Origin of the sequence: Hydrogenophaga sp. 70-12 (assembly GCF_001897365.1) — a bacterium.
Classification (GTDB): domain Bacteria; phylum Pseudomonadota; class Gammaproteobacteria; order Burkholderiales; family Burkholderiaceae_C; genus Hydrogenophaga; species Hydrogenophaga borbori.
In genome coordinates this window covers 1-14,233 of the sequence record NZ_MKSS01000275.1, presented here as the reverse complement: position 1 = coordinate 14,233, position 14,233 = coordinate 1, and the positions used below count along the sequence as shown (strand labels likewise).

At 67.8% G+C, this 14,233-nt stretch carries 20 protein-coding genes, 1 tRNA gene and 1 pseudogene; 19 read left to right on the top strand and 3 right to left on the bottom strand.

All coding sequences use genetic code 11. From position 1 onward, the window contains the following. The 9 genes from BGO22_RS15180 to tatC form a co-directional block, all read left to right on the top strand. On the top strand, positions 1-232 hold a 232-nt coding region (locus BGO22_RS15180), incomplete at its 5' end, for a HisA/HisF-related TIM barrel protein (RefSeq protein WP_286851544.1). A gap of 6 nt (positions 233-238) precedes the next feature. Beyond that, positions 239-1,000, top strand: a complete 762-nt coding sequence (hisF, locus tag BGO22_RS15175; RefSeq protein WP_070399138.1) for an imidazole glycerol phosphate synthase subunit HisF — start codon at positions 239-241, stop codon at positions 998-1,000. Next, positions 1,000-1,389, top strand: a complete 390-nt coding sequence (hisI, locus tag BGO22_RS15170; protein ID WP_070399137.1) for a phosphoribosyl-AMP cyclohydrolase — start codon at positions 1,000-1,002, stop codon at positions 1,387-1,389. Before hisF ends, hisI begins: the two co-directional genes overlap by 1 nt. A 65-nt stretch (positions 1,390-1,454) precedes the next feature. Continuing rightward, positions 1,455-1,823 carry a phosphoribosyl-ATP diphosphatase gene (locus BGO22_RS15165; RefSeq protein ID WP_286851540.1) on the top strand — a complete coding sequence of 123 codons (369 nt, stop codon included), beginning with the start codon at positions 1,455-1,457 and terminating at the stop codon, positions 1,821-1,823. A 4-nt stretch (positions 1,824-1,827) separates the two neighbouring features. Further along, positions 1,828-2,217 carry a DUF4870 family protein gene (locus tag BGO22_RS15160; protein WP_070399136.1) on the top strand — a complete coding sequence of 130 codons (390 nt, stop codon included), beginning with the start codon at positions 1,828-1,830 and terminating at the stop codon, positions 2,215-2,217. A gap of 12 nt (positions 2,218-2,229) precedes the next feature. Then, a complete protein-coding gene (locus BGO22_RS15155; RefSeq protein ID WP_070399135.1) occupies positions 2,230-2,592 on the top strand; it encodes a histidine triad nucleotide-binding protein in 363 nt (120 codons plus the stop codon). 106 nt (positions 2,593-2,698) lie between these two features. Further along, on the top strand, positions 2,699-2,941 hold the full coding sequence (tatA, locus tag BGO22_RS15150) for a Sec-independent protein translocase subunit TatA (RefSeq protein ID WP_070399134.1): 243 nt from the start codon (positions 2,699-2,701) through the stop codon (positions 2,939-2,941). Between the two features lie 79 nt (positions 2,942-3,020). Beyond that, positions 3,021-3,521 carry a Sec-independent protein translocase protein TatB gene (gene tatB / locus BGO22_RS15145; protein WP_070399133.1) on the top strand — a complete coding sequence of 167 codons (501 nt, stop codon included), beginning with the start codon at positions 3,021-3,023 and terminating at the stop codon, positions 3,519-3,521. After that, positions 3,521-4,318, top strand: coding sequence for a twin-arginine translocase subunit TatC (tatC, locus tag BGO22_RS15140; protein WP_286851536.1), 798 nt, complete (start codon positions 3,521-3,523; stop codon positions 4,316-4,318). The genes tatB and tatC overlap by 1 nt, the downstream gene beginning before the upstream one ends. Positions 4,319-4,345: 27 nt before the next feature. On the opposite strand, the gene BGO22_RS15135 is transcribed toward tatC, so the two are convergent. Then, positions 4,346-5,491: a Do family serine endopeptidase gene (locus BGO22_RS15135; RefSeq protein WP_286851534.1), complete on the bottom strand. Its 1,146-nt coding sequence runs from the start codon at positions 5,489-5,491 to the stop codon at positions 4,346-4,348. A 103-nt stretch (positions 5,492-5,594) separates the two neighbouring features. On the opposite strand from BGO22_RS15135, the gene BGO22_RS15130 reads away from it, so the two are divergent. Together BGO22_RS15130 and pdxA are read left to right on the top strand one after the other, a co-directional pair. Beyond that, on the top strand, positions 5,595-6,350 hold the full coding sequence (locus BGO22_RS15130) for a Nif3-like dinuclear metal center hexameric protein (protein WP_286851533.1): 756 nt from the start codon (positions 5,595-5,597) through the stop codon (positions 6,348-6,350). Continuing rightward, positions 6,350-7,396 (top strand): 4-hydroxythreonine-4-phosphate dehydrogenase PdxA, encoded by a 1,047-nt coding sequence (gene pdxA / locus BGO22_RS15125; RefSeq protein ID WP_286851531.1) that lies wholly within the window; start codon positions 6,350-6,352, stop codon positions 7,394-7,396. The genes BGO22_RS15130 and pdxA overlap by 1 nt, the downstream gene beginning before the upstream one ends. Here pdxA and mscL read toward each other — a convergent pair. Beyond that, positions 7,386-7,817 carry a large conductance mechanosensitive channel protein MscL gene (mscL, locus tag BGO22_RS15120; protein WP_070399130.1) on the bottom strand — a complete coding sequence of 144 codons (432 nt, stop codon included), beginning with the start codon at positions 7,815-7,817 and terminating at the stop codon, positions 7,386-7,388. The genes pdxA and mscL overlap by 11 nt on opposite strands. Positions 7,818-7,979: 162 nt before the next feature. Here mscL and petA point away from each other — a divergent pair, with 162 nt between their 5' ends. From petA to BGO22_RS15090, 6 genes are all read left to right on the top strand, one after another. Beyond that, complete coding sequence (gene petA, locus BGO22_RS15115) at positions 7,980-8,597, top strand: ubiquinol-cytochrome c reductase iron-sulfur subunit (RefSeq protein WP_286851528.1); 618 nt, start codon at positions 7,980-7,982, stop codon at positions 8,595-8,597. Between the two features lie 50 nt (positions 8,598-8,647). Further along, positions 8,648-10,048, top strand: coding sequence for a cytochrome b (locus BGO22_RS15110; RefSeq protein ID WP_204744284.1), 1,401 nt, complete (start codon positions 8,648-8,650; stop codon positions 10,046-10,048). A 32-nt stretch (positions 10,049-10,080) separates the two neighbouring features. Next, the gene (locus tag BGO22_RS15105) at positions 10,081-10,836 is read left to right on the top strand and encodes a cytochrome c1 (protein ID WP_070399127.1); all 756 of its coding nucleotides are present in this window, start codon (positions 10,081-10,083) and stop codon (positions 10,834-10,836) included. A 105-nt stretch (positions 10,837-10,941) separates the two neighbouring features. Then, positions 10,942-11,553: a glutathione S-transferase N-terminal domain-containing protein gene (locus BGO22_RS15100; RefSeq protein WP_070399126.1), complete on the top strand. Its 612-nt coding sequence runs from the start codon at positions 10,942-10,944 to the stop codon at positions 11,551-11,553. A gap of 25 nt (positions 11,554-11,578) precedes the next feature. Then, complete coding sequence (locus tag BGO22_RS15095; RefSeq protein ID WP_070399125.1) at positions 11,579-12,049, top strand: ClpXP protease specificity-enhancing factor; 471 nt, start codon at positions 11,579-11,581, stop codon at positions 12,047-12,049. A gap of 19 nt (positions 12,050-12,068) precedes the next feature. Then, positions 12,069-12,144 (top strand) — tRNA-Thr (locus BGO22_RS15090). A 22-nt stretch (positions 12,145-12,166) separates the two neighbouring features. Here BGO22_RS15090 and BGO22_RS15085 read toward each other — a convergent pair. After that, positions 12,167-12,481 (bottom strand): DciA family protein, encoded by a 315-nt coding sequence (locus BGO22_RS15085; RefSeq protein ID WP_070399124.1) that lies wholly within the window; start codon positions 12,479-12,481, stop codon positions 12,167-12,169. Positions 12,482-12,545: 64 nt separating this feature from the next. On the opposite strand from BGO22_RS15085, the gene BGO22_RS15080 reads away from it, so the two are divergent. Together BGO22_RS15080 and secA are read left to right on the top strand one after the other, a co-directional pair. Further along, complete coding sequence (locus tag BGO22_RS15080; RefSeq protein WP_204744285.1) at positions 12,546-13,499, top strand: M23 family metallopeptidase; 954 nt, start codon at positions 12,546-12,548, stop codon at positions 13,497-13,499. A gap of 175 nt (positions 13,500-13,674) precedes the next feature. Further along, positions 13,675-14,233, top strand: a pseudogene (gene secA / locus BGO22_RS15075) (preprotein translocase subunit SecA); the annotation flags it as partial.

Genomic DNA, 14,233 nt, shown 5'->3' with positions numbered 1-14,233 from the left:
CGGGCGCGATGGCATGCTCAGCGGCATCAACATCGAGGCCACGGTGAAGCTGGCGCAGTCCCTGTCCATCCCGGTTATCGCCTCGGGTGGCCTGTCCAAGCTCGACGACATCCGCCAGCTCTGCGCGGTGGAAGACGAGGGCGTGGAGGGCGTGATCTGCGGCCGCTCCATCTACAGCGGGGACCTCGATTTCGAGGCCGCGCAGAAGCTCGCGGACGAATTGAATGGCTGAGACCTGATGCTCGCCAAACGCATCATCCCCTGCCTGGACGTCACCGGTGGCCGCGTCGTCAAGGGCGTGAACTTCGTCGAACTGCGCGACGCGGGCGACCCGGTGGAAATCGCGGCGCGCTACAACGAGCAGGGCGCCGACGAGCTCACCTTCCTCGACATCACCGCCACCAGCGACGGCCGCGACCTGATCCTGCCCATCATCGAGGCCGTGGCCTCGCAGGTCTTCATCCCGCTCACCGTGGGCGGCGGTGTGCGCACCGTGGAAGACGTGCGCCGCTTGCTCAACGCGGGCGCCGACAAGACCAGCTTCAATTCGGCGGCCATCGCCAACCCGCAGGTCATCCGCGACGCCTCCGACAAGTACGGCGCGCAGTGCATCGTGGTCGCCATCGACGCCAAGCGCCGCGCCGACGGGCAGGGCTGGGACGTGTACAGCCACGGCGGGCGCAAGAACACCGGCCTCGACGCCGTGGCCTGGGCCAGGCAGATGGCCGATTTCGGCGCCGGCGAGATCCTGCTCACCAGCATGGACCGCGACGGCACCAAGTCGGGTTTCGATCTGGCGCTCACGCGCGCCGTGGCCGACGCGGTGAGCGTGCCCGTCATCGCCTCCGGTGGCGTGGGCAACCTGGACCATCTGGCCGACGGCGTGCAGCAAGGCGGCGCCGACGCGGTGCTGGCCGCCAGCATCTTCCACTACGGTGAATACACGGTCGCGCAGGCCAAGGCCCGTATGGCCGAGCGCGGCATTCCGGTGAGGTTGTGATGGACTGGCTCGACGCCGTGAAATGGGACGAGCAGGGCCTGGTGCCCGTGATCGCGCAGGAAGCCGCCACCGGCGATGTGCTGATGTTCGCCTGGATGAACCGCGAGGCGCTGCAGAAGACCGCCGAACTGGGCCGGGCGGTGTACTACAGCCGCTCGCGCCGCAAGCTCTGGTTCAAGGGCGAGGAGTCCGGTCACGTGCAGACCGTGCACGACATCCGCCTGGACTGCGACAACGACGTGGTGTTGCTCAAGGTCACGCAGCTCGGGCACGAGCCGGGCATCGCCTGCCACACCGGCCGGCACAGCTGTTTCTTCCAGCGCCACGAGAACGGCCAATGGGTCACCGTGGAACCGGTCTTGAAAGACCCGGAATCCATCTACAAATAGGCCATGAGCGACGCACGGCCGCCCGAAGTCGCTCGCACCGCAGCGCGCTGCGCGGAGGTATCCAATTGACCAGCACCGACGACCTGGCCCGTCTGGCCGCCGTGATCGAGAGCCGCAAGCCCGCGAACGGTGGCGATCCCGAGAAAAGCTACGTCGCGCGCCTGCTGCACAAGGGCCCTGAGGCCTTCCTCAAGAAAATCGGCGAGGAAGCGACCGAGGCCGTGATGGCCGCCAAGGACCTGGAGCACGGCGGCGACGACCGCCAGAAGCTGGTGAACGAAACCGCCGACCTCTGGTTCCACAGCATGATCGCCCTGGCCCATTTCGGGCTCGGGCCGTCCGACGTGGTGGCCGAGCTGGTGCGCCGCGAAGGCCTGAGCGGCCTGGAAGAGAAAGCCCTGCGCAAGGTGCGCGAACGCGAAGCGAAGGAGTGATGCCGTGAGCGACGTGATCGACGTGGAAACCACCGACAGCGAGAAAGCCCAGTCGCTCAAGAGCGTGGGCTGGCTCAGCTACATCCTGCACCTCATCGTGGCGGTGGGCGCGGTGTTGCCCTCGGCGCAGCCGGGCATCGCGCTGCTCATCGTGGCGCTGATCATCGACCTGGTGAAGCAGGGCGAGGCCGCCGGCACCTGGCAGGCCAGTCACTTCTCCTGGCGCATCCGCTCGGTCATCTGGGCGGCCATCCTGTACGTGGTGACGATCCCGCTCTGGCTGCTGCTCTTCGTGCCCGGCTGGATCGCCTGGTGCCTGATCTCGATCTGGTTCCTCTACCGCATCGTCAAGGGCATGGTGAACATGAACGCCAACCGCCCCATGCCGCAATAAGGCCACCGACACATGAGCGCACACGACCCGAACTGCATCTTCTGCAAGATCGTCGCCGGCCAGATCCCGTCCCGCAAGGTCTACGAGGACGAGGAGGTGTTCGCCTTCCACGACATCAATCCCTGGGCGCCGGTGCACTTTCTCATGGTGCCCAAGGCGCACATCCCGTCCATGGCCCAGGTCGGGCCCGAGCACGAGCGCCTGATGGGCCGCTTGCTCACCCTGGCCCCCAGGCTGGCGATGGAGCAGGGCTGCAACCCCTATCCCGAAGGCGGATTCCGCATCGTGTGCAACACGGGCCAGGAGGGTGGCCAGGAAGTCCACCACCTGCACCTGCACGTGATCGGCGGTCCCCGCCCCTGGGCCCGGGGCTGATCCCTGCGGCGCGCTGTGTCATGCCGGGACGGCCGGTTGAACCCCGGGTGGCGGCTTAGAATCCCAGGATTGCGCGCGCGCTCACCCCACCTCTCTGGAGATTGACATGGGTACGTTTTCCATCTGGCACTGGCTCATCGTGCTGCTCATCGTGGTCATGGTGTTCGGGACCAAGAAACTCAAGAACATCGGCTCCGACCTCGGCGGCGCCGTCAAGGGCTTCAAGGACGGCATGAAGGAAGGTGGCCAGAACGCCGCCGACACCACCGCCGCGCCCACGGCCCAGGTCACGCAGAACAGCTCTGCGGACAAGGGCACCATCGACGTCGAAGCCAAGCAAAAGAGCTGAGGCGCCTCGCCCGCGCCCCTTCCTGGCCCGTGATCCCCGCGGGCGTTCCGGGCGGGGCCGCTGGCGCAGCGGCTGATCCATGATCGACCTCGGCATATCCAAGCTCGCGCTCATCGGCGCGGTGGCGCTTGTCGTCATCGGCCCCGAGAAGCTGCCGCGCGTGGCGCGCACCGTGGGTGCCCTGCTGGGCAAGGCCCAGCGCTACGTGGCCGACGTCAAGGCCGAGGTCAACCGGTCCATGGAGCTCGAAGAGCTCAAGAAGATGAAGGACTCGGTGGAGACCGCGGCGCGCGACGTGCAGTCCTCCGTGGAGTCTGGCGCCAGTGATTTCGAGAAATCCTGGTCGGACGCCACCGCCGGCCTCGACAACGAACCCCTGCGCGAGCCCACCGAGGCGGACGCCATGAACGCCATCGGGCAAGGGGTGTACCCGGTCTACCGGCACCCGAAGAAGAACTTTCGCCTGAAGCAGAAGGCCGTGCCGCAGTGGTTCAAGGCGCGCACGGGCGTGCGCACCCGCACCCAGTCGGGCGCCGCGCGCGTGGCGCGTTTCCGGCCCCGCCCGTCCAGCAAGCCCTGATGTCCAACAAGCCCGATTCCGACGACGAGCTGGCCGGTACCGAACAGCCTTTCGTGCAGCACCTGATGGAGCTGCGCGACCGCCTGATCTACAGCATCATCGGCCTGGCCGTGTGCATGGCCGCACTGGCCCTGTGGCCCGGCCCCAGCGGTCTCATCGACCTGATCGCCATTCCCATCCGCGCCCACATGCCGCCCGAAGCGCGACTGATCGCCGTGGGCGTGTTCTCGCCCTTCTTCGTGCCGTTGAAGGTGCTGGCCATGGCGGCGGTGCTGCTGTCGCTGCCCTGGTGGATGTACCAGCTCTGGTCCTTCATCGCGCCGGGCCTGTACAGCCACGAGAAGCGGTTCGCCGTGCCGCTGATCATCCTGGGCAGCCTGCTGGCCTACGCGGGCATCGCGTTCGTGCAGTTCTTCGTGCTCGACAAGATGTTCGGCTTCATCCAGAAGTTCACGCCCGCCAGCGTGGCCGCTACGCCCGACATCGCGTCCTACGTGGAGGCGATCCTGGGCCTGTACCTGGCTTTCGGCCTGGCGTTCCAGGTGCCCATCGTGGTGGTGCTGCTGGTGAAGATGGGCATGGTGTCGGTGCAGAAGCTGCGGGACTTCCGCGGCTACTTCATCGTCATCGCCTTCATCGTCGCTGCAATCGTCACGCCGCCCGACGTGATCTCGCAACTGGCGCTGGCGGTGCCCATGATCGTGCTCTATGAAGCCGGCATCTGGGGCGCGCAGGTGTTCGTCAAGCGCACGCAGGCCGAGGGCGAAGAAGCCAGCGACGAGAAGACCGCCTCCTGACGGCGGACGCGGCGCAGGCCACGGGCCTCAGCGGCGGTTGATGGTCTGCTGCGCGATGTTGCGCCGGCCTGGTGTCACCTCGATCTGCATCGAGGCCTCGCGGCGCAGCACGTCGAGGCGGGCCTTCTCGCCCGGCGGCAGCGCCGCCACGGCGGCCAGCAGCTGCGGCACGTTCTTCACTTCCTGGCCCTTCACGGCCGTGATCACGTCGCCCGGGCGAATGCCGGCCTGGGCCGCCGGGCCGTTCTGCAGCACACCGGTGATGATGACGCCGCTGCGCCGGCCCACGCCGAAGCTCTCGGCGAGTTCGGGCGTGAGGTCCTGCGGCTCCACGCCGATCCAGCCGCGCGTGACCTTGCCCTCCTTGACGATGGCCTCCATCACGCTGCGCGCAGTGGACGTGGGGATGGCGAAGCCGATGCCCATGGAGCCGCCCGAGCGCGAGTAGATGGCGGTGTTGATGCCCATCAGGTGCCCTTGCACGTCGACCAGGGCGCCGCCCGAGTTGCCCGGGTTGATGGCCGCGTCGGTCTGGATGAAGTTCTCGAAGGTGTTGATGCCGAGCTGGGTGCGGCCCAGGGCGCTGACGATGCCGCTGGTGACGGTCTGGCCCACGCCGAAGGGGTTGCCGATCGCCAGCACCGGGTCGCCGACCTGCAGGGCGTCGGAGTTGCCCAGGGTGATGACCGGGAGGTCGGTCAGCTCGATCTTGAGCACGGCGAGATCGGTCTCGGGGTCGGTGCCGATCACCTTGGCGGCGGCCTGACGGCCGTCGTTCAGGCTAACCTGAATCTCGTCGGCTTCTTCGACCACGTGGTTGTTGGTGAGCACGTAGCCGGCGGGGCTGACGATCACGCCCGAGCCCAGGCCGGTCTGCGGTTGGCTGTTGGCCTGGTCGCCGAAGAAGAAGCGGAACCAGGGGTCGACGCTGTGCGGGTTGTTGGCGGGCGCCTTGCTGGTGTTGATGCTCACCACCGGCGGCGAGGCGGTCTTGGCGGCGGCGCGCAGGCTCACGGTGCCCGGGTCGGCCGCGCTGGACGGCGCCTCGAACACCGGCACCACCGAGGGCAGCGAGCGCCGGCCCAACCACTGCGGCTGCAGCGTGGCCACCACGAAGAACACCGCCACCAGCACGGTGACGGTTTGGGCAAACACGAGCCAGAGTCGTTTCATGGAAAAGTCGGCGGAGGAAAGGGCGGAATTGTCCCGCATTCGGCTGAGGGATATGTGGCTGTCAGAATGCCGCATTTCAAGCCGCCGCGCGCAGGCTTTCCCCATGAGCACCAACCGAGACACCCTGGTCCACGCCTTCGACGCCTTGCTGCAGCCCGCGCCGTTCAAGGACTACGGGCCCAATGGCCTGCAGGTGGAGGGGCGGGCGCAGGTTCGCCGGCTGATCAGCGGCGTCACCGCCAGCCTGGCGCTGATCGAGGCCGCGATCGAGATGCAAGCCGACGCCATCTTCGTGCACCACGGGCTGTTCTGGCGCGGCCAGGACGGGCGGGTCACCGGCTGGATGAAGCAGCGCCTGTCGCGCCTGCTGGCGCACGACATCAACCTGATCGCCTACCACCTGCCGCTGGACGCCCACCCCACGCTGGGCAACAACGCGCAACTCGCCCGGGTGCTGGACATCGCGCTGGAGGATGGCGTGCGCTTCGGCGACCAATCGCTGGGCTTCATGGGGCAGCGCCCCACGGCGCCGGCTGAGGCGCTGGCGGCCCATGTGGAACAGGCCCTGGGCCGGCCGGTGACGCTGGTGGCGCCGCCGGGCCACACGGTGCGCCGCATCGGGCTGTGCACGGGCGGGGCCCAGGGCTATTTCGAGGCCGCCATCGCGGCCGGTGCCGACGCCTTCATCACCGGCGAGATCTCCGAGCCCCAGGCCCACTACGCCCGCGAATGCGGCGTGGCCTACCTGGCCTGCGGGCACCACGCCAGCGAGCGCTACGGCGCCCCCGCCGTCGCCGCCCACGTAGCCTCGGCGCTGGGTCTCGAGCACCGCTTCATCGACATTCCCAACCCCGCGTGATGGCGAAGCGCCCGGTCCTGATCAGCATGGGCGATCCCGCGGGCATCGGCCCCGAGATCGTGTGGCGCGCCTTGCGCGAGCGGCCCGCGCTGCGGCGCGAGGTGGTGGTGGTGGGCGACATGGCCTGTCTGCGGCGCGCGGCGCGGCTGGGCGTGGTGCCCGACTCGGCCGAGGGCGGCCTGGTGCTGGCCGAGCTGGAAGAACCCGCCCAATGGGCCGGACTGCCGCCCGGCGCCGTGGGCGTGTGGCAGGCGGGCGACGCCCTGGCGCCACCCGCCTGGGGCCAGGTGAGCGCGGCGGCGGGCCGGGCGGCGGCGGCGGCCATTCGCCAGGGGGCCCAGGCGGCGCTGGACGGCCGGGCGCGCGCCCTGGTCACGGCACCGATCCACAAGGAGGCACTGGCGGCGGCCGGCGAACCCTACCCCGGCCACACCGAGTTGCTGCAGGCCCTCGCGGCGCGGCACCAGGGCGTGCCCGTGGCGGCATTGCCGGTGCGCATGATGCTCAGCGCGCCTGGCCTGGCCACGGTGCTGGTGAGCATCCACGTCTCGCTGCGCGATGCCCTGGCCGCGGTGACGACAGAGGGTGTGCTGGAGACCATCCGCATCACCGACGCCCATTTCCGCCGCGCCGGCCTGGCGCAGCCCCGCATTGCGGTGGCTGGGCTGAACCCGCACGCGGGAGAGGGCGGGCTGTTCGGGCGCGAGGAGATCGAAGCGATCGAACCCGCTGTGCGGGCGGCGCGCGACCAGGGCATCGCGGCCAGCGGGCCGCACCCGCCGGACACCGTGTTCATGCGGGCGCGCCAGGGCGCCTTCGACGTGGTCGTGGCGATGTACCACGACCAGGGGCTCATTCCCGTGAAGCTGCTGGGCCTGGAGCACGGCGTGAACACCACCCTGGGCCTGCCGTTCGTGCGCACCAGCCCGGACCATGGCACGGCGTTTGACATCGCCGGCAGCGGGCGCGCCAGCGCTGACAGCCTGCTGGCGGCCATCGACGCCGCGATGGCCGCGGCCCCGGAGGGTGCCGGCCTTACTTCTTGAGGCTGTCGCGGATCTCGCGCAGCAGGACGATGTCCTCGGGCGGCGCGGCGGGCGGTGCCGGGGGGGCCGGCGGGGTCTCGCGCTTGAGGCGGTTGACCTGCTTGATCATCAGGAAAATGATGAACGCCAGGATGAAGAAGTTGATGGCCACGGTGATGAAGCTGCCATAGGCCAGCACCGGCACGCCGGCCTGTTTCATGGCCGCCAGGGTGCGGGCCGTGCCCTCCGGTGCCGTGCCCAGCACCAGGAACAGGTTGCTGAAGTCAAGCTTGCCGAACACCAGGCCCACCACCGGCATGATCACGTCGTCCACCAGCGAGCCGACGATCTTGCCGAAGGCGCCGCCGATGATCACGCCCACGGCCAGATCGATGACATTGCCCTTGACGGCGAATTCCTTGAACTCCTGCATCATGCCCATGTGCCTTCTCCGGGGGGTAGTGGTCGGGCGCGCATTGTCACACGCGAATTCCGGCGCGCCCCGGTCGCGGGCCCCGGGCAAAACCCGGCTGGACCCTTGACATGGTCCAGTACAATGCCGGGTTGTCCCTGATTCCCCTCCCGCAAGACGAGAAAGTCCCCCATGAGTGAAGCTCCCGCCAACCAAGGCAAGGCCGCTGTGGACAACAGTCGCCGGACCTGGCTGATCACCTCCTGCGCCATGGGTGGCGTGGGTGCCGCGGCTGTCGCCGTGCCCTTCGTGAGTTCCTTCCAGCCCTCCGAGCGCGCCAAGGCCGCGGGCGCGGCGGTTCAGGTGGACGTCTCCACCATCGCCCCGGGCGAGAAGCGCATCGTGGAATGGCGCGGCAAGCCGGTGTGGGTGATGCGCCGCACGCCCGAGCAGCTGGCGACGCTGGAGAAGGACGAGGCCCAGCTGGCCGACCCGAAGTCCGAGCGCACCGCGTTCCCCACGCCCGAGTACGCGAAGAACCGCACCCGCTCGATCAAGCCCGAAATTCTCGTGGCCATCGGCATCTGCACCCACCTGGGCTGCTCGCCTGGCGACAAGTTCACGCCCGGCCCGCAGCCCTCGCTGCCGGATAACTGGCTGGGTGGTTTCCTTTGCGCCTGCCATGGCTCGACCTTCGATCTGGCCGGCCGCGTGTTCCAGAACAAGCCCGCGCCCGACAACCTCGAGATCCCGCCGCACTACTACGTCTCCGAGAACGTGCTGCTGATCGGCGAGGAAAAGCCGGCCTGAGGCCGCGCCATCGAGCCTGAACACCCCCGGACCATCGAGGCACGCATCCCATGGCTGAATTCAAAGAAATCTCCCCCGACGCACCGCTGAGCCAGAAGGCGCTGAACTGGGTCGACAACCGGTTCCCGCTCTCCAAGCTCTACAACGAGCACCTCGCCGAGTACTACGCGCCGAAGAACTTCAACTTCTGGTACTTCTTCGGTTCGCTGGCGCTGCTGGTGCTGGTCATCCAGATCGTCACCGGCATCTTTCTGGTGATGCACTACAAGCCCGACGCGAACGTGGCCTTCGCCTCGGTCGAGTACATCATGCGCGACGTGCCCTGGGGCTGGCTGATCCGCTACATGCACTCCACCGGCGCCTCGGCGTTTTTCGTGGTGGTCTACCTGCACATGTTCCGCGGCCTGCTGTACGGCAGCTACCGCAAGCCGCGCGAGCTGGTCTGGGTGTTCGGCTGCGCGATTTTCCTGTGCCTGATGGCCGAGGCCTTCATGGGCTACCTGCTGCCCTGGGGCCAGATGTCCTACTGGGGCGCCCAGGTGATCGTGAACCTGTTCTCCGCCATTCCGTACATCGGCCCTGACCTGGCCCTGCTGATCCGCGGCGACTACGTGGTGGGCGACGCCACGCTGAACCGCTTCTTCAGCTTCCACGTCATCGCGGTGCCGCTGGTGCTGCTGGGCCTGGTGGTGGCGCACATCATCGCCCTGCACGAAGTGGGCTCCAACAACCCCGACGGCGTGGAGATCAAGGCCAACAAGGACGCGTCGGGCAAGCCGGTCGACGGCATCCCCTTCCACCCCTACTACACCGTGCACGACATCCTGGGCGTGGCGGTCTTCCTGATGGTGTTCTCGGCCGTGGTGTTCTTCGCGCCCGAGTTCGGCGGCTACTTCCTGGAGTTCAACAACTTCATCCCGGCCGACCCGCTGACCACGCCGCTGCACATCGCGCCGGTCTGGTACTTCACGCCGTTCTATTCGATGCTGCGCGCCATCACCGCCGAGTTCATGTACGTGCTGGTCGCCTGCGTGGTGCTGGCCGCCGTGTTCGGCCTGATCAAGGCCCGCGTCAACGCGGCGCTCAAAGGCGTGATCGTGGTCGCCGCCCTGCTGGTGTCGGCGGCCATGCTGACCTACGACGCCAAGTTCTGGGGCGTGATCGTCATGGGCGCCGCCGTGATCATCCTGTTCTTCCTGCCCTGGCTCGACAACAGCCCGGTCAAGTCGATCCGCTACCGCCCGAGCTGGAACAAGTGGCTCTACACCGTGTTCGTCATCAACTTCTTCGTGCTGGGCTACCTGGGCATCCAGGCGCCCTCGCCGATCGGCGAGCGCGTGTCGCAGGTGGGCACCCTGTTCTACTTCGGCTTCTTCCTGCTGATGCCGTGGTGGAGCCGCCTGGGCGAGTTCAAGCCGGTCCCCGACCGGGTGACCTTCCAGCCGCACTGAGCCAACGCGACGACATCCGGAGAGCGAACGTTATGAAAAAGATTCTTCTGGGCATCGCGTTGTCCCTGGGCCTGAGCGGCGCCGCCCTGGCCGCCGGCGCTGGCATCCCGCTGGACCGTGCCCCGCAACGCACCAACGACATGGCCGCGCTGCAGAACGGCGCCAAGCTGTTCGTCAACTACTGCCTGAACTGCCACTCGGCGGCCTTCATGCGCTACAACCGCCTGCGCGACATTGGCCTGAACGACAAGCAGATCGCCGAAAACCTCACCTTCGCCACCGACAAGATCGGCGACACCATGAAGGCGGCCATCGACCCCAAGATGGCCAAGGACTGGTTCGGCAAGGTGCCACCCGACCTGACCCTGGTGGCCCGTTCGCGCGCCAGCTCGGCCGGCAGCGGCCCTGACTACCTCTACACCCTGCTGCGCACCTACTACCGCGACGACACCAAGCCCACCGGCTGGAACAACAAAGCCTTCCCCAACATCGGCATGCCGCACCCGCTGTGGGAGCTGCAGGGCGAGCGCAAGCCCGTCTACGACAAGGTGGAGAGCCACGGCCACGAAGTCGAGGTGCTGCGCGGCTGGGAACAGGTCAAGCCGGGCACCATGACCCAGGCCCAGTACGACCAGAACGTCGGCGACCTGGTGGCCTACCTCCAGTGGATGGCCGAGCCCGCCGCGAAGAACCGCGTGCGCATCGGCGTGTGGGTGCTGATCTTCCTCGGCTTCTTCACCGTCGTCGCCTGGCGCCTCAACGCCGCGTACTGGAAAGACGTCAAATAAGCCTTCGTCTCGGGGTGCAACCCACCCCTTGTCGCCCACAGTGGCTTGCGGTGCCCAAGCGGCACAATCGCAAGCCACTGTTTTCTGTTTCAGGAGACGCCAACCATGATGGTTTTGTACTCGGGCACCACCTGCCCCTATTCGCACCGCTGCCGCTTCGTGCTGTTCGAAAAGGGCATGGACTTCGAGATCCGCGACGTCGACTTGTACAACAAGCCCGAAGACATCGCCGTGATGAACCCGTACGGCCAGGTGCCGATCCTGGTCGAGCGCGACCTGATCCTGTACGAGTCGAACATCATCAACGAGTACATCGACGAGCGCTTCCCGCACCCGCAGCTCATGCCGGGCGACCCGGTGGACCGCGCACGCGTGCGCCTGTTCCTGCTCAACTTCGAGAAGGAACTGTTCACGCACGTGTCGGTGCTCGAATCGCGCACCAGCAAGGGCAACGACAAGGCGCTGGAAAAGGCCCGCTCGCACATCCGCGACCGCCTCACGCAGCTCGCGCCCGTGTTCATGAAGAACAAGTTCATGCTGGGCGACAACTTCTCCATGCTCGATGTGGCGATTGCGCCGCTGCTGTGGCGCCTGGACTTCTACGGCATCGAGCTCAGCAAGAACGCCGCGCCGCTGCTGAAGTACGCGGAGCGCATCTTCTCGCGCCCGGCCTACATCGAGGCGCTGACGCCGTCCGAGAAGGTCATGCGCAAGTAAGGCGCGCCCGTTCCGCCGCAGCGCCATGACCCAGGCAGAGCCACCGGTCCCGTCGACCCGCCCCTACCTCATCCGGGCGCTGTACGAATGGTGCAGCGACAACGGGTACTCGCCTTACATCGCCGTGCACGTGGATGCCTCGGTGCAGGTGCCGATGGAGTTCGTGCGCAACGGCGAGATCGTGCTCAACGTGAGCATGGAGGCCACCAAGGACCTGCGCCTGGACAACGAGTACATCACCTTCAAGGCGCGTTTCGGCGGCGTGTCGCGGGAGATCGTGGTGCCGATCACCCACGTCATCGCGATCTACGCGCGCGAGAACGGGCAGGGCATGGCCTTTCCCGCGCCGGCGCCCTCGCAGCCGCCGGCGGCTGCGGAACCTGCCCCGCCGTCCTCGCTGCGGGCTGTCACGCCCGACGACCCGACCCCGCCCGAGCCGGGCGGTGATGGCCCTGGCCGTCCGGGTGGCCGGCCGCAGCTCAAGCGAGTGAAGTGAACCTAGAATCGCTGCCCCGGCCGCTTTAGCTCAGTTGGTAGAGCAATCGCCTTGTAAGCGATAGGTCGTCCGTTCGAGTCGGACAAGCGGCACCACCCGGTCTCCCCGCGGGCGCGCTCATCGGCCTGGCGTTTGGACTTTGATGCGGATTGCGCTAACCTGCGCCCCGCTTTCGTGCAATGCGTCACGCAGCGCGGGCAGCAGCTGCCGCAATTTGGCCGCCGCCGCGCTGCTGCGAACCAGCAGGCACCACTCGGCGTCCTGCAGGGGCCCGGCGGTGACCTGGGTGCGCAGGGCATGGGGAATGCGCTCCCGAACAAGATCGAGACAGCGCTGCGACTGGCGGATCCTGGCCTGCAGTTCGGCCAGGCCAGGCGCGGCGCCAACGGCCTCCTGCAGGCTGAAGACGGAGGGGGATTGTCGGGTCGGCATGCGGTCATTCTGACCGAGTCGGTCGTGCCGCGTCGAGCGGGTCGCTCAGCAAAGGAACAGAGCCGTGCACATCATCATCACCGACGCTTGGCTCGCCCGCCGCCAGGCCCTGCACCTGAACGGCTGGAAGCTGATCGCCGTGGCCGTGCTGGCCGTGCTGGGCCTCATGTTCGGCGCGGTGGCCACCTACCACTGGGTGTTCCTGGAGGGCATTCGCCAGGGCTGGCCCGGCTTCGCTTCCGTGGCGCGCCTGGTGCACCGCGATGACCCCGGCCAACGCGACGCCTACCTGCGCGCCAACCTCGACGCGATGGCGCGCAAGCTCGGCGAGATGCAAGCGCGCATGATGCAGATCGACTCGCTCGGTGAGCGCGTCGCCGGCCTGGCCGGCCTGGAGCCCGCGCAGGCGCGGCCGCCCCTGCCCGGTTCGGGCGGTGTGCTGGTCTCCAACCGCTCGCTCACGCTGGAGGAGCTCGCGCGCGAGATGGAGGCGGCGGACGCCGGCAGCGGCGCGCGCGTGGACTGGCTCACCGCGATCGAGTCGCGCCTCTTCGACCAGAAGATCCAGAGCACCCTGATACCGACGGAAAAGCCTGTGGTGGACGGGCGGGTGGGCTCGGGCTTCGGCTTCCGCATCGACCCGATCAACGGCCAGTCGGCCCTGCACACGGGCCTGGACTTTCCCGCGGAGACGGGCACGCCCATCGTGGCCGCCGCCGGTGGCGTGGTCATCGCGCAGGAGTACCACGCCGCCTATGGCAACCTGGTGGAGATCGACCACGGCAACGACCTGGTGACGCGCTACGCCCACACCTCCAAGGTCTTCGTGAAGAAGGGCGACATCGTCAAACGCGGCCAGAAGATCGCCGAGGTCGGCTCGACCGGGCGCTCCACCGGCCCGCACCTGCACTTCGAGGTGTGGGTGGCGGGCGTGCCGCAGAACCCGCAGAAATTCCTGCAGGCCGGCGAAACCCTGGCCCGCTCGCCGCCCGGGCCGAACGCCCCACGCACGCGCTGAAGCGCACCGGGGCCGGCCGCTAAAATGCCGGTTTCGCGCTTGAAAGCCGCGTGTTCGCCGGCATGTAGAGGCCTTGTGCCCCGTTGTCGCAGGCCGTGGGCGCGCAAGCGTCCTTCCGATCGATCCTTGCTGTCCACGCCAGGGCCTCGCGGCCTGGCCTCCCGGACGCCCTCATATGGCCACCAATTTCCTCACCAAGCTCTTCGGAAGCCGTAACGACCGCCTGCTCAAGCAGTTCCGCAAAACGGTCGAGCGCATCAATGCCCTGGAGCCGCAGTTCGAGAAGCTCGGCGACGACGAACTCAAGGCCAAGACCGAGGTCTTCCGCCAGCGCCTGGCGCAGGGCGAGACGCTGGATGCCCTCCTGCCCGAGGCCTTCGCGGTCGTGCGCGAGGCCAGCAAGCGCGTCATGAAGATGCGCCACTTCGACGTGCAGCTCATGGGTGGCATCGCCCTGCACAGCGGCAAGATCGCCGAGATGCGCACCGGCGAGGGCAAGACGCTCACGGCCACGTTGCCGGTCTACCTGAACGCGCTGGCTGGCCAGGGCGTGCACGTGGTGACGGTCAACGACTACCTGGCCAACCGCGACGCCCAGTGGATGGGCAAGCTCTACAACTTCCTCGGCCTGACGGTGGGCGTGAACCTGCCGCAGATGCAGCGCGAGGAGAAGCAGGCCGCCTACCGCGCCGACATCACCTACGGCACCAACAACGAGTACGGCTTCGACTACC